This is a genomic window from Vibrio chemaguriensis (assembly GCF_012275705.1).
In the GTDB taxonomy this organism is placed as follows: Bacteria; Pseudomonadota; Gammaproteobacteria; order Enterobacterales; family Vibrionaceae; genus Vibrio; species Vibrio diabolicus.
In genome coordinates this window covers 77219-90393 of the sequence record NZ_SHOE01000015.1, presented here as the reverse complement: position 1 = coordinate 90393, position 13175 = coordinate 77219, and the positions used below count along the sequence as shown (strand labels likewise).

At 46.0% G+C, this 13175-nt stretch carries 10 protein-coding genes; 4 read left to right on the top strand and 6 right to left on the bottom strand.

All coding sequences use genetic code 11. From position 1 onward, the window contains the following. Positions 1–32 precede the first annotated feature (32 nt). Genes cmoM through mukB form a run of 4 tightly spaced genes read left to right on the top strand, consistent with a single transcriptional unit; the run spans position 33 to position 7336 of the window. On the top strand, positions 33–824 hold the full coding sequence (cmoM, locus tag EX191_RS15145) for a tRNA uridine 5-oxyacetic acid(34) methyltransferase CmoM (protein ID WP_031780158.1): 792 nt from the start codon (positions 33–35) through the stop codon (positions 822–824). A 2-nt stretch (positions 825–826) separates the two neighbouring features. Next, entirely contained in the window at positions 827–2164 is a 1338-nt protein-coding gene (gene mukF / locus EX191_RS15140; protein WP_048626187.1) for a chromosome partition protein MukF, read from the top strand. Continuing rightward, positions 2145–2870, top strand: coding sequence for a chromosome partition protein MukE (mukE, locus tag EX191_RS15135; protein ID WP_168187816.1), 726 nt, complete (start codon positions 2145–2147; stop codon positions 2868–2870). The genes mukF and mukE overlap by 20 nt, the downstream gene beginning before the upstream one ends. Before the next feature lie 2 nt (positions 2871–2872). Next, entirely contained in the window at positions 2873–7336 is a 4464-nt protein-coding gene (gene mukB, locus EX191_RS15130) for a chromosome partition protein MukB (protein ID WP_193448005.1), read from the top strand. A gap of 127 nt (positions 7337–7463) precedes the next feature. Here the strand turns inward: mukB and EX191_RS15125 are convergent, their stop codons facing one another. From EX191_RS15125 to cmoA, 6 genes are all read right to left on the bottom strand, one after another. Then, positions 7464–7616, bottom strand: coding sequence for a hypothetical protein (locus EX191_RS15125; RefSeq protein WP_005390736.1), 153 nt, complete (start codon positions 7614–7616; stop codon positions 7464–7466). Positions 7617–7836: 220 nt separating this feature from the next. Next, a complete protein-coding gene (locus EX191_RS15120) occupies positions 7837–8805 on the bottom strand; it encodes an alpha-L-glutamate ligase-like protein (RefSeq protein ID WP_005390739.1) in 969 nt (322 codons plus the stop codon). Positions 8806–8808: 3 nt separating this feature from the next. After that, the gene (locus tag EX191_RS15115) at positions 8809–10314 is read right to left on the bottom strand and encodes an inactive transglutaminase family protein (RefSeq protein ID WP_005390741.1); all 1506 of its coding nucleotides are present in this window, start codon (positions 10312–10314) and stop codon (positions 8809–8811) included. A gap of 11 nt (positions 10315–10325) precedes the next feature. Next, positions 10326–11072 carry an ATP-dependent zinc protease family protein gene (locus EX191_RS15110; RefSeq protein WP_012841986.1) on the bottom strand — a complete coding sequence of 249 codons (747 nt, stop codon included), beginning with the start codon at positions 11070–11072 and terminating at the stop codon, positions 10326–10328. A 276-nt stretch (positions 11073–11348) separates the two neighbouring features. Continuing rightward, positions 11349–12320, bottom strand: coding sequence for a tRNA 5-methoxyuridine(34)/uridine 5-oxyacetic acid(34) synthase CmoB (cmoB, locus tag EX191_RS15105; RefSeq protein ID WP_012841985.1), 972 nt, complete (start codon positions 12318–12320; stop codon positions 11349–11351). Between the two features lie 85 nt (positions 12321–12405). After that, positions 12406–13143: a carboxy-S-adenosyl-L-methionine synthase CmoA gene (gene cmoA, locus EX191_RS15100; protein ID WP_048626189.1), complete on the bottom strand. Its 738-nt coding sequence runs from the start codon at positions 13141–13143 to the stop codon at positions 12406–12408. Positions 13144–13175: the final 32 nt, after the last annotated feature.

Below are 13175 nucleotides of genomic sequence, written 5' to 3'. Positions count from 1 at the left end.
GCGGCACAATCCGTTATGATAACTCAGCAGAAGTGACAGAAGACCGCAATTTCGACGATATCGCCCACAAATTTGCAAAAAATATTTACGGCTCCGACAAAGGGGAGATCCGCCAAATCATTGTGTGGGAAGATTTTCTACAGATTCTAAGTGAATTAGATGCTGACCAGCAACCCCTAGAGGTGTTGGATGCTGGTGGTGGTTTGGCACAAATGTCGCAAAAGCTTGCTAAGCTCGGACATCGAATCGCTTTATGTGATCTATCTTCGGAAATGCTGCAGTTGGCTAAGCAGGATATTGAAAAAAACGGTTTGCTTGAGCAGTATCGCCTGATTCATTCGCCTGTCCAATCCATTGGTGAGCATATGGGTGAACAGGTGGATCTTGTTATGTTTCACGCCGTCATGGAGTGGTTGGTCGATCCTAAGGCCGCACTTGAAACGGTACTAGAACAAGTAAAACCGGGAGGCATCGCATCAGTGATGTTCTATAACCACCATGGTTTAGTCTATAAAAACGTGGTTTGTGGCAACATTCCTCATATATTAGACGGCATGCCTCACCGAAAAAGATTTAAACTACAGCCGCAAAAAGGCTTAAAACCTGAAGAAGTCTACCAATGGATAGAAGATTCAGGCTTTAGTATTTGTGGCAAATCTGGTATCCGCTCATTTAGTGATTACATAGGCAATATGCAATACATGGGCGATTACGAGTTTGAAGATGTGTTGGCGCTAGAAAAACAACTTTGTCGACAAGAGCCATACCTCTCATTAGGCCGCTACATTCATGTGTGGGCTAAAAAGAACGATAAACAGGAATAACAATGAGTGAGATGACTCTCAATGCTGCAGAGCAACCAATCGATGAGTTGGTTGGCTGGGTTAAGCAGCACGATTTCTCGTTGAACCTGACCACAGAGCGATTGGCATTCTTAATAGCCATTGCCGTACTGAGTAATGAAAGGTTCGATGAAGAATTGGGTGAAGGTGAATTGCATGATGCGTTTGCCATCGTCACTCGATTATTTGATGAGACTGGCGAAGCATCCGCTTTTCGTGCTAACAACGCCATCAACGAGATGGTAAAGCAGCGCCTTATTAGCCGTTTTGTCAGTGAGATTACTGATGGAGCGAGCATTTACCGCTTGTCGCCTTTAGCGATAGGAATTACCGATTACTACGTGCGTCATCGTGAGTTCTCGAAACTGCGCCTTTCTATTCAACTGTCTATGGTGGCAGATGAAATGGCGAAAGCGATTGAGGCAGCACAAAAAGGTGGCACACCGGGCCACTGGAAGAAAAACGTATACGGAGTTTTAAAATATTCTGTAGGCGAAATCTTCGATCAAATCGATCTTAACCAACGTGTGATGGATGAGCAGCAGCAATCTGTAAAACAACAAATTGCCGATCTGCTAAATAAAGACTGGCGCGAAGCGATCAACAACTGTGAAGCGCTCCTATCAGAAACATCAAGCACGTTGCGTGAACTTCAAGATACGCTGCAAGCCGCCAGTGATGAACTGCAAACTCAGATCCTAGATATTCAAGAAATTGTGTACGGCGATCCTGAGCTAGAGTTCATCGAAGAAGCGTTGTTTGGTCTGCAAATGAAGCTGGATCGAATCACAAGCTGGGGCCAGCAAGCGATTGACCTTTGGATTGGTTACGACCGACATGTGCACAAGTTCATCCGTACTGCAATTGATATGGATAAGAACCGTGCGTTTAGCTCGCGTCTACGTCAATCCGTCAAAGATTACTTCGATGCGCCTTGGTATCTGACTTATGCAGATGCGGAAAGGCTTTCTGACCTTCGTGATGAGGCGTTGGTGCTACGTGATGACGAAGTGACCGGCCAAGTTCCGATGGAAGTAGAGTATGAAGAATTTCAACAAGTCAATGATGAGTTGTCTGAACGAATTGGTGACATGCTAAAAGCGCATAAAGATCAAGGCACGCCAATCGACTTGAGTGTGGTATTGCGAGATTACCTTGCACAGCATCCTTACACTCATCATTTTGATTTAGCTCGCATTATTGTCGATCAAGCTGTGCGTCTAGGGTATTCAGAATCGGATTACCAAGCGATTCAACCAGACTGGAAAGCGATCAACGAATTTGGGGCAAAGGTACAAGCGAATGTCATCGACCGATACTAATGAATACATGTCAGATAAACTGGCAAAAGCAATTTCTAACCCTCTGTTCCCAGCGCTAGACAGCATGCTACGAGCAGGGCGTCATATCTCAAGTGAAGATCTGGATAACCACGCGTTGTTATCGGACTTCGAACTTGAGCTTTCTTCTTTCTACCAGCGCTACAATACCGAATTGGTGAAAGCGCCAGAAGGTTTCTTCTACCTTCGTCCTCGTTCAACTTCTTTGATTGGCCGCAGTGTGCTTTCTGAGCTGGATATGCTGGTGGGTAAGGTACTGTGTTTCCTTTACCTAAGCCCAGAGCGTCTTGCGCACGAAGGCATCTTCACTAACCAAGAGTTGTACGACGAGCTACTTGCTCTGGCTGATGAAAACAAGCTGATGAAGCTAGTGACGAACCGTGCTACCGGTTCTGACCTTGATAAAGAAAAGCTGTTTGAAAAAGTACGTACGTCACTTCGTCGTCTACGTCGCCTAGGCATGATCATCAACATCGGTGAGACTGGTAAATTCAGCATCAGTGAAGCTGTATTCCGCTTTGGTGCCGATGTACGTATTGGCGATGATATGCGTGAAGCGCAGCTACGTCTGATCCGTGATGGTGAAGCGGTAGTGCACACCAAAGAGCCAAGCCAAGGCAGCCTATTGTCTGAAGAAGAACAAGACGACCAAGCCCAAGAAGAAACAACAGAAGAGGGTGAAGCATGAGCATGATTGAACGCGGTAAATACCAATCGCTGACCATGGTCAACTGGAACGGCTTCTTTGCCCGTACTTTTGACATCGATGGTCTGGTCACCACGCTATCAGGTGGTAACGGTGCAGGTAAATCAACCACAATGGCGGCGTTCATCACCGCATTGATTCCTGACCAAACGCTACTGCACTTCCGTAACACAACCGAAGCGGGCAGCAGCCAATCGTCTCGCGACAAAGGTTTGTACGGTAAGCTACAACCGGGCGCGTGTTACGCGGCACTGGACGTGGTGAACTCACGTAACCAACGCCTATTGTTTGCAGTAAAACTGCAGCAAGTTGCGGGTCGTGATAAGAAAGTAGACATCAAACCGTTTGTTATCCAAGGTCTTCCAAGCCATGTGAAACCAACGGATATCTTGGTTGAAAGCGTATCTGCGACTCAAGCTCGTGTACGTCAAATCAACGAAGTAAAAGAATCGATCGCGGAATTTGAAGGCGTTCAGTTCAAAGCGTTCTCTTCTATCGTGGATTACCACGCACAAATGTTTGAATTCGGTGTGATTCCGAAGAAATTGCGTAACTCTGGTGACCGCTCTAAATTCTACCGCTTGATCGAAGCATCGCTTTACGGTGGTATTTCAAGTGCGATTACGCGCTCGCTACGTGACTACCTTCTGCCACAAAACGGCGGCGTGAAGAAAGCGTTCCAAGATATGGAATCGGCGCTGCGTGAAAACCGCATGACGCTAGAAGCGATCAAAACTACGCAAGCAGACCGTGACTTGTTCAAGCACTTGATTACAGAGTCGACCAACTACGTGGCAGCAGACTATATGCGCCATGCCAACGAGCGTAGTAAAAAACTAGAACAGACACTGTCTTTGCGTTCAGAGTTATTTGGTTCTCGCGAGACCTTGATTGAGCAAAACAACCTGCTTAACCGCGTTCAAGAAGAGCTGGAACTGCTGATCGAATCAGAATCTTCTTTAGAGCAAGACTACCAAGCGGCTTCGGATCACTTGCAACTGGTGCAAAACGCGCTGCGTCAGCAAGAGAAGATAGAACGCTACCAAGAAGATCTTGAAGAGCTGAGCGAGCGTCTTGAAGAACAAATGATGGTAGTGGAAGAAGCGCAAGAACGCGTGATGATGGCTGAAGAGCAAGCGACCGTTGCAGAAGAAGAGGTGGATAGCCTTAAGACGCAACTTGCTGATTACCAGCAAGCTCTTGACGTTCAGCAAACTCGCGCCCTTCAATATCAACAAGCAGTTCAAGCGCTGGAGAAAGCGAAGCAGCTACTTGGCGATGACAGCCTAACGGCGGAATCGGCTCAAGCGCTTGTCTCTGAGCTTAAGAGCAAAGAATCAGAAAACACCAATGCGTTGCTATCGGTTAAGCACAAACTGGACATGTCTTCTGCAGCGGCAGAGCAGTTTGAAACCGCGCTTAAACTGGTACAAAGCATCGTTGGTCAAGTTGAGCGCAAAGACGCGTCTGAACATGCGAAAACCGCAATTGCGAAAGCGCGTGAGTCACAACAAATCGCACAAAACGAACAGCAATGGCGAGCACAACACCGTGATCTCGAACGCAGCCTTAACCAGCAGCGTCAAGCACGTGAACTGGTTGCTGAATACAAAAAACAATATCACGTTGAACTAACCGATGAGGTTACGTTTGAACAAGAACGTGAACGTCATGCGACGCAAATCGAATCACTAGAGATAGCTCAAGAAGAAGTTCGTGATCAGTGCGGTGAACAGCGCCGTCTAGAGCAAAACGCGGTGGCAGAAATCAGTAAGCTTGAAGCAATAGCACCAGCTTGGATTGCGGCGAACGATGCGCTAGAGAAACTGAGAGAGCAGAGCGGTGAAGAGCTTGAGGATCGCCATGCGGTAATGAACCACATGCAAGTTGTCCTTGAGCAAGAAAGGGAGCTGTCTTTAGCTAAAGATAAGCTTGCTGAGCGTCGCAGTCAGCTTGACACTGAGATTGAACGTCTTGCTTCTCCTGGTGGTTCAAACGACCCTCGCCTGAAAGGTTTGGCTGATACTTTAGGCGGTGTATTACTGTCTGAGATCTACGATGACATCACGATTGATGATGCGCCTTACTTCAGTGCGATGTACGGTCCGGCTCGTCACGCTATCGTTGTTTCTGACCTGTCAGGTATCGAAGAGAAACTGGTAGAGCTAGACGACTGTCCAGAGGACTTGTACATCATTGAAGGTGACATCGATGCCTTTGATGACAGCTCGTTCGATGCAGAAGAGTTAGAGGGCGCGGTTTGTGTTCGCATGAACGATCGCCAAATGCGTTACTCTCGCTTGCCTGAGATCCCATTGTTTGGTCGTGCAGCACGTGAGCAGCGTCTTGAGTTGCTGCGTAACGAACGAGAAGAAGTGGTAGAGAAACACGCAAAAGCGGCGTTTGATTCTCAGAAAATGCAGCGTTTGTACCAAGCATTTAACCAATTTGTGTCTAACCATATTCAAGTTGCTTTTGACGCCGATCCAGAACAAGCACTCGCAACCATTCGTGATAAGCGTAACCAAATCGCTCGCGTGCTGGCGGATCTGGATGCAAAAGAGCAGCAGCAACGCTCTCAGCTTCAAACTAGTAAGCAAGCACTGTCTTCTCTGGACAAGTTATCATCACACATGGTGCTTGTTGAAGATGAATCATTGCAAGCGCGTTTTGATGAGCTAGAAGAGAAAATCGCTCAGCTTGCAGAGGCGAAAAACTTCTTAAACAACCATGCAAAAGCCGTCGCGCAACTAGAGAATATTGCGTCTGCGCTTGATGCTGACCCAGAGCAATTTGATGCACTAGAAGCAGAATACAAAGCGGCAGATGAACAGTTACAAGATCTTAAGAAGCAAATCTTTGCACTCTCGGATCTGGTTGAACGTCGTCACTACTTCGCTTACTCAGATTCAGTAGACCTATTGAACAAGAGCAGCGAACTGAGCGAGCAGCTAAAAGCGAAATTGGTTCAAGCTGAACAAATGCGTACTCGCTCTCGTGAAGAGTTGAAACAGTCGCAAGGTCAAATGAACCAATACAACCAAGTATTGGCGTCATTGAAGAGCTCACACCAAGCGAAACTGGAAACGGTTCAAGAGTTCAAACAAGAGCTGCAAGAGTATGGCGTAAATGCCGACGAAGGTGCGGAAGAGCGTGCAATGCGCCGTCGTGACGAGCTGCACGAACGCTTACATACTTCACGTAGTCGTAAGAGTGAATACGAGCGCACGATAACGTCGACCGAGCTTGAGATGAAAGGCTTAGCGAAACGTCTGAAGAAAGTGCAGAAAGAATACGCAGAGCTGCGCAAATTTGTCGTTGCAGCGAAAGCGGGTTGGTGTTCAGTACTTCGCTTAGCGCGTGAAAACGATGTTGAGCGTCGTCTACACAAACGTGAACTGGCGTATATGTCGGCAGATGAATTGCGTTCCATGTCGGATAAATCATTGGGTGCGCTGCGTCTTGCTGTTGCAAACAATGATGACTTGCGTGATGCACTCCGTTTGTCTGAAGACAACGCTCGCCCAGAGCGTAAAGTTCTGTTCTACATTGCGGTATACCAACACCTTCGTGAGCGTATTCGTCAGGATATCATCCGTACTGATGACCCAGTTGAAGCAATCGAAGAGATGGAAGTGGAACTGGCGCGTCTAACGGAAGAGCTAACGCAACGTGAAAACCGCCTAGCGATCAGCTCTGAGTCGGTAGCGAGCATCATCAAGAAGACGATTCAGCGTGAGCAAAACCGTATTCGTATGCTGAACCAAGGCTTGTCGAACATCTCGTTCGGTCAGGTCAAGGGCGTACGTCTAAACGTGAAAATTCGCGAAAGTCACGAAGTGCTACTGAACGGTCTAGCGACACAACAAGAGCAGCATAAAGATCTGTTCGAATCGACTCGCTTTACCTTCTCTGAAGCAATGGCGAAACTGTTCCAACGTGTGAACCCACATATCGATATGGGTCAACGTTCTCCTCAGGTTCTGGGTGAAGAGCTACTGGATTACCGTAACTACCTAGAGCTAAGTGTAGAAGTGAACCGTGGTACAGATGGCTGGCTACAGGCTGAGTCTGGCGCACTATCAACAGGTGAAGCGATCGGTACCGGTCAGTCAATCCTACTGATGGTAGTGCAAAGCTGGGAAGAAGAGTCTCGTCGTCTACGCAGCAAAGACATTGTGCCTTGTCGTTTACTCTTCTTGGATGAAGCAGCGCGTCTGGATGCGAAATCGATCGCGACATTGTTCGAATTGTGTGACCGTCTGGATATGCAACTTCTTATCGCGGCACCAGAAAACATCAGCCCAGAGAAAGGTACTACCTACAAGTTGGTGCGTAAGGTGTTTAAAGACCATGAGCACGTACACGTAGTTGGTCTACGTGGTTTTGGTCAAACGGATAAGCCTAAGACCGAAGCGCAAGAGATGATCGAAGAGTTTGAATCGTAAACTTCGAATCTAGCAAAACGCCCGCAATGAACGCGGGCGTTTTTGTATTTGTTAGCGTATAAAATAAGCCGAGACTGTAGGACGACAGTCTCGGCTTATTAATAGAACTTAGCGGGGAGGCTAAGTTCTATTCCTCTGAAATATCGTCTCTGATATCGATCATTTCAGCAAGCTCTTCAAGTGCTTGGACAGAAAGCTCAGACAAGCGTTGTAAATGCTGGTCTAAGCTCTCTTGTTCTTCAAGCTCTGGTTCATCGTTATCTGTTTCTTTTGTTAGCATTTCTCAACCTCTCAAGTTGAGTAAGGGGAGACCTCATCATACTCAAAAGTTAAAGGAGAAAAGAAACGATCTATGTTGATTCTGTTAGCTCGATCATTGATTCAAGTTATAGGTGAGATAGGTTTGTTTAATAAGATGAGTAGGTAGACGGTTTTGGAAACGGAAACAAAAAACGCCAGCAATCCGAACAATTACTGGCGAATGATATTATGATTGGCGATTAGAACTGCGGTTTTACCCCAAACTGCTCTGCTGCGTAGGCGACACGTTCAATCGGCTTTGGATACTCGGCAGGTGTGCCGAGGCTCTCTATGTGTTTCAAACGAGGAAGCAAGCCTGCACCATTGGCGATTTGGATTGCCAAGCCAGGACGAGCGTTGAGCTCTAAAACCATAGGTCCTTCCTCTTTATCCAGCACCATATCCGTACCCATGTATCCCAACCCTGTCATCTCCCACGCACTAGACGCAAGCTCAAGCAAGCGCTCCCAGTGCGGGACTTGGAGGGTAGAAAGGTCTTTGCCTGTATCCGGATGGTGGGTGACTGGATGGTCGAATTGCACCGCTCGGATTGCTTTACCTGTGGCGATATCAATGCCCACGCCCACAGCGCCTTGGTGAAGGTTTGCTTTACCGTCCGACGCCGCCGTAGAACAGCGCATCATTGCCATAACAGGGTAGCCTTTAAATACGATGATTCGAACATCAGGCACGCCTTCATAACTGAAGCCATCGAAACAATCATCAAACTTAATCAGATTCTCAACGACTGCGACGTCGTTTTTACCACCAAGAGAGAAAAGGCCAGCAAGCGCATTACTGATATGACGTTCAACTTCGTCCTTACCAATTGTAGAGCCGGAAGGTTTGGTATAGACCCCATCTTTATGCGAGGTAATAACCAAAATACCCTTACCACCACTACCTTGAGCGGGCTTGATAACAAAACCAGGCCAATCTTGCACCATCTTATGGATGGTCTTTACTTCTGCTTGGTTATGAATAACGCCGATCAGGGCAGGGACTGTCGCCCCTGCTGCCTGCGCAATAATTTTAGTCTTGAGCTTGTCATCAACTAATGGGTATTTAGAACGATCATTGTAACGGCCGATATAACTGTGGTTACGTTTGTTCATTCCCATAATGCCTTTATGGCGAAGCTTAGCTGGCGAAGTAAAACTTTCGAACATCGTTTAGTCCTCCGCTAGTGGTTTGAAACGACGTAACTCAGTTAGACGGTAACCTGTGTAAGTACCTAGCAATAGAATACCGGCCAGAACAATCAACTGTAGACCAATGAAGTTAAAGGTTAGATGCTGAATGTATGAGTTCGTCATCGCTAAGTAAACCAATACTGCGGTGAGCAGTGAGCCCCCACCTTGCAGAGCGACTTCTTTCGCGCCTTCTTCTTCCCATAGGATAGACATACGTTCAATTGTCCAAGACAAGATGATCATAGGGAAGAACGTAATTGTTAAGCCTTCCGTTAAGCCCATCTTAAATGCGACTACTGTGAACACCGAAATGATCATAATAACGGTAATAATGACCGCTGATATCCGTGCTACAAGCAGTAAGTTCAACCTCGATAAGTAACTTCGAATAATCAAGCCTGTGCCAACGATCAGTAAGAAACCGACAATACCCGTTAATAACTGGGTTTGAACAAACGCAACAGCAATCAGTACTGGCATGAAAGTACCGGATGTTTTTAGACCGATAATCACACGCAAGAACACCACGATAAGGGCACCGATAGGGATCAGCATGATGGTCTTAAACATTGCTTGTTCTTCAAGAGGCAAGCTATGAATTGAAATATTCAGCAGCCCATCAGCTTCTATCTTGTTGTTCGTCGCTTGCTGTGGAGTCATTTCTTGCTTGATCATTGAGAAATGAACTTGGCTATTTTTACCACCAACAAGATCAAGCAGGGATACATTCGACTCATCCCAAACTAATAAGTTTGGTTTCACGGCTTTCTGCTCGGAATTCGGTGAGAACAGCACCCAATCTTTACCTGACCAAACCTGAACCATTGGTTGAATGGTTTGGCGTCGACGGCCATCTTCTAATTCAATCACACCAACTGTTTTGCTTTGGATGCCAGCCGTTAGCAGAATATTGTGCAATGCATCAGTACGGCTGAAGTCATTCAGTAGTAGCGATGAGTTTTGACTGTCTGGGTCATTAAGCGCTTTGATGAGTTCACGAGTAAAGGTCACATTGTCGGCAGAACGACTCATCGCACGCTCAACAAGGGCATTTGCCGCCGCAGCTTGTGGCGCTGATAGAGTTGGTGGCGTAATGTCTTCAGTTGGTGGTAGAGGCGTAACTTTAGCCTGAGGGTCCACTAAGAACTGCGCTTTGTAGTAAATGGTTTGAGGACCTTTGGCCTGACGAATTGACCACTCGGCACGACGTCCAGAATCAGAATTAATGTAGGAAACGCCATAACCAGAAGAGGAAGCGGATTCACCGATAAGCGTATAACCACTTTGTGTATGAGGTGCTGCGAGTGAAGCTTTGACTTCATTGCCGTTAGCATTGAACTCAATACGTGCCTCTACATCCCATACCTGACGAGTTTCGCCTGGTGTCCAAGGCACGCCGTAGTTTTCATGTCTGAAAACACTCAAAGCAATGCCCGCAATCACCAATAAGATGATTGAAAGGTAAAACGGTATTTTTGACGTCATAATCTACCTTATTATTTTTTATCTTCGTCCGTTTGGATATAGGTACGACTTACATCGACAAGTGCGATGTCGCGCATAAATTCTCTACCCAGTAAAATAGGATGGTTCATATGCGAGCGATCTGCCAACGTAAATTGCGCTTTTTCATGAATTTTTCCAACGCGCACCCAAAGTTCGACTACAGCGCGACGTTCTAGTTCTTCACTGGTAACTTGGCGAATTTTTACGTAACGAATGACTGGCGCTTCGATCCAAGTATTTTTTTCTTCTTCAGATTTACTGGTATCTGCCAGGTGGAATCGAACCCAGTTTTTGCCGTTTCTTTCGAACTCTTCAATATCAACTGCATTTAAAGATGAGGTTGCGGCACCGGTGTCGACACGTGCATCAAAAGTCTGCTTAATGGAGTCGATAGTGACCTTTTCAATTGAGCCAAGGACAATATCATGAGTTGGTGTTGGTTCCACAGGAGCAGGAGATTGGACAATAATCGGCTCTTTTGGCTTTTTCACTTCTGCCATTGCTTCATCACGAAATGTCAGAAGTTCAACCTGTAGTTTATCGACTTGTTCTTCAAGGCTGTCGATATAGTCCGATTGGTTGCTGAGCTGAAGCTCTAAGTTAGTAATGCGATTATTGACATTCGCTTCTGAAGTTTGAATAGCCGCTAACGTTTCTTGGTGGTACTGTTCGCCTTTGGTTAGTGAGCATCCAGATAGTAAGGCGATGGCAACAATCGGGGTCAATCGTAATAACATTGAAAACCTTGGGATTGGATTAAGTTGTTTATTTTTTAGGAGTTTAGCTCATATCGATAAAGCCTCACAAGTAAGAATGTTTCTCTATTACTTATTGTTTGAGGAATAGTGATGAAAAGCTAAAAATCAAGGACATAAAAGCGCATCCTTATTTAGAGCGTGCTTATGTTTTGATGTAACAAATGGACTCGAAAAACAAACACGCTCAGTACGAGGGAAGAGGGTAATGTCTTAATTCGTAAAATGAGTTAAGACAATGTCAGGAATCTCAGCGAATTATGGTTTGCGAGCGACAAGAACCGCGCGGCGAGGGGCAGGGTAACCTTCTACAGTCTTGCTTGGGTCGTTCGGATCTAGATAGTCTGGTAGAGAGTTATGCGTCATCCAATCTGTGGTACGTTGTTCATCAACCGAAGTGACATTTTCATCAACGATGCGCACATCTTCAAATCCTACCAACTCTAACCATACTTTCAGCGCTTTTGCTGAAGGGAAGAAATAGACATTGCGCATTTGTGCGTAACGAGAAGTTGGAACTAACACTGAATTCTCATCACCTTCAATCACTAGTGTTTCTAATACGAGTTCACCACCAGACACTAATTGATCTTTTAGCTGCACTAAGTGATCCAGTGGAGAGCGACGGTGGTAAAGCACGCCCATGCTGAATACCGTGTCGAACGCTTCTAACTTAGGTAGTTGTTCAATACCCAACGGCAGTAGGTGCGCACGTTGGTCATCTCCCATTAGTTTACGAATTGCTTCGAACTGAATTAGGAACAGGTGAGATGGATCGATACCGACGGTTAAGCGTGCACCTTCACCCAGCATACGCCACATGTGGTAGCCGTTACCACAACCAACATCGAGTACGCTGCGGTTCTTTAATGGAGAAATATGCGGAAGCACGCGGTCCCATTTCCAATCACTGCGCCACTCAGTATCAATATGAATGCCGTGTACGTGGTATGGCCCTTTGCGCCATGGGTGGAATGTACGAAGTAAGTTCTCTAATTTCTTCAGCTCACCTTCATGGAAAGGAGTGTCGTTGCTGATGGTCACTGAATTCTTGATGTCAATTTGATCCGGTGAGCCTTCTGGAATCTTGTTCAGTGCTTTCAACCAGCGACCAAAGTCACCGTGCTCTGCATTTTGCCAATCCGTTAGCTGCTGTGGTAGCACATTGAGCCAAGGTTGAAGACGTGTGTCTTGGGCAATCAATTGGTAGAAGTTTGCAAAGTTAAACATAGTTAGTTAATCGCTGAGTTGATGGTATTAAAATTATTAAATAACAGCCTAAAGTGGCGTGATTCAGGGCCTTTGTATGCACGGTTTATTTAATTGCGAACATGGAGCCAAAGTTAAAGCATTGGAACCAAACATCGTAGCTAGAAAAGCCAATTTTAGCGAAACGCTCTTTATGCTCTTTCTTTGAATCTGGGCGCATTACGTTTTCTATCGCGCTGCGCTTTTGGCTGATTTCTAGTTCGCTATAACCATTTGCACGTTTAAAGTCGTGGTGAAGGTCAATTAATAACTCGTTTGACACTTCATCTTCGAAGACGAATTTCTCCGACAAAATCAAAATTCCGCCTGGACGTAGACCTGCGTAGATTCGTTCAAGCAGGGCGTAACGATCGTCTGGAGAAAGAAATTGCAGAGTAAAGTTCAGTACGACAACTGATGCGTTTTCAATATCGATATTACGAATATCCGCTTCAACCACATCTACAGGAGTATCGCTTCGGTACGCGTTTACATGTAATTTGCAACGCTCAACCATTGCAGGTGAATTGTCGACCGCAATGATCTTACAGCCTTCTTGTTTGATATGACGACGCATAGACAGCGTAGCAGCACCCAAAGAGCAACCTAGGTCGTAGATGTTTGAGTGAGGTTTTACAAAACGCTCTGCCAGCATACCAATTGCAGAAATAATGTTGCTGTAACCCGGCACCGATCGTTGAATCATGTCAGGAAATACTTCCGCTACGCGTTCATCGAACGTGAAATCCCCAATTTTATCGATTGGAGCCGAAAAAATAGTATCTGGATTGCTCTTAGGGTTCATAACCAAGTCTCTGCATACAAGCCGCCTGAAAA